Below are 1,904 nucleotides of genomic sequence, written 5' to 3' on the forward strand. Positions count from 1 at the left end.
GGGCGAGGAAGACTGCTCACTTCGCTTTCGTAAACGCCAGCCAGAGCCCGCCGCCGACGAGAAAACTGCCGCTGATGCGTGACATCAGCCTGACGCGGCTGGCCGACAGCAGCCGGCCGGCGCGGCCGGCGGCAAGGGCGTAGGTCGAGTCCGACATGGCGGCGAAGATCATCGCCGTCAGGCCCATGACCACGATCTGCAGCGTGTAATTGCCCTGCGGCGCGATGAACTGCGGGAAGAAGGCGCCGAAGAACACCAAGGTCTTCGGATTGCTGATCGCCACCAGAAAACCCTGCAGGAAGAAGCCGCCGCGCGGCTTCTTCGCCGACCCGTCCGGGTTCAGCGCGCCTTTTGCGCGAAACATCTGGATGCCCATCCAGATCAGGTAGGCGGCGCCGAGCAGCCGCACCCATTCGAACCAGTGGCCCATGCCGGCGATCAGCGTGTTGAGGCCGATGCCGACGATGGCGATCATGATGGCGAGCCCGGCCTGCGTGCCGGCGACATTGGCCAAGCCCGCGCGCGAGCCGTGGCGGATGCTGTTGGCGATGATCAGCGTGACCGTGGGACCCGGCACCAGGATGATGACGATGCAGGCGACGACATAGGTTGCGTAGAGTTCCAGCGACATGATTTCCCTCGAACAGGACGGCGCCGACTTGGGCGGAGCGCGATCAATGCACGAGATTGGCGCTGGCGCAAGCTGGCCGGACAGATCGGCCCGTCACGCGGCCCCCACCGGCCAGGGCAGCGTCGCCTCGTAGGCGGCGCCGGCCTTGAGCACGGCGAGGTCGCCGCGCGGGCGGCCGATCAATTGCATGCCCATCGGCCGGCCTTTTGCGTCGAAGCCGGCCGGCACGTTGAGCGCCGGGCAGCCGCCCAGCGTTGCAAAGGCGGAGACCTGCATCCACCGATGATAGCTGTCCATGGTCCGCCCCGCGACCTCGCGCGGCCAGTGGGTGGTTACGTCGAACGGGAAGACCTGCGCGGTCGGCAGAGCGATGAGGTCGAAGCGCTCGAACAGCGACAGCAGCGTGCGATGCCACGCGGTGCGCTGGACGCTGGCGGCATGGATCTGCGGCGCGGTAAGGCGTATCGCCTGTTCCACTTCCCAGACGGCCTCAGGCTTCAGAAGCCTGCGCTTTTCCGGGTCATCGTAATGCGCTTTCAACCCGCAGCCGCTGCTTGCCTGGCGCAAGGTGACGAAAGCCTGCCACAACGCCTCGAAATCGACATCCGGCACCAGCGCTTCGCTGGGGAACGACGCGTCCGCAAAGCGGGCAAGCGCGGTCTCGCAGAGGTCGAGCACGCCCGGTTCCGTCGGCAGATGGCCGCCGAGATCGCCCAGCCAGGCGACGCGGCCGCCGGAGGCTTTCGTCCCCAAGCCGCCGAGGAACGAGCCCTCCTTGGCATAGGACAAGGGTGCCTGCGGATGGTAGCCCGCCTGTTCGTCGAGCAGCAGCGCGATGTCGCGCACGCTGCGGCCCATCGGTCCCTCGACGGCCATTTGCGAATAGAAGACGTCGATGTCGGGGCCGGCGGGCACAAGCCCCTGCGAGGGACGGAAGCCGTAGACATTGTTGTAGGCGGCCGGATTGCGCAGCGAGCCGCCGAAGTCGCTGCCGTCGGCGACCGGCAGCATGTCTAGCGCCAGTGCCACCGCCGCGCCGCCGCTCGAGCCGCCGGCGGTCAGCGCCGGGTCGAAGGCGTTGAGAGTGGGTCCGAAGACCGGATTGTAGGTGTTGGAGCCAAGGCCGAATTCCGGAACATTGGTCTTGCCGATGATGATGGCGCCGGCCTTGCGGATGCGCTCGACGAAGAAGTCGTCCGTGTCAGGGATGAAATCGGCGAAGATCGGCGAGCCGAAGGTGGTCCTCAGCCCCTTGGTCAGGGCGAGGTCCTTG

The 1,904-nt window shown here is 66.9% G+C and carries 2 protein-coding genes; both read right to left on the reverse strand.

Annotated features, from left to right (window positions below; genetic code table 11):
- Positions 1-16: 16 nt before the first annotated feature.
- Complete coding sequence (locus EOA28_RS34370; RefSeq protein ID WP_127249518.1) at positions 17-631, reverse strand: LysE family translocator; 615 nt, start codon at positions 629-631, stop codon at positions 17-19.
- A gap of 93 nt (positions 632-724) precedes the next feature.
- Positions 725-1,904: amidase (locus EOA28_RS34375; RefSeq protein ID WP_128315775.1), on the reverse strand; the 1,180-nt coding region annotated here is incomplete at its 5' end.

The organism is Mesorhizobium sp. M2A.F.Ca.ET.067.02.1.1 (assembly GCF_004023285.1).
Taxonomy (GTDB): Bacteria; Pseudomonadota; Alphaproteobacteria; order Rhizobiales; family Rhizobiaceae; genus Mesorhizobium.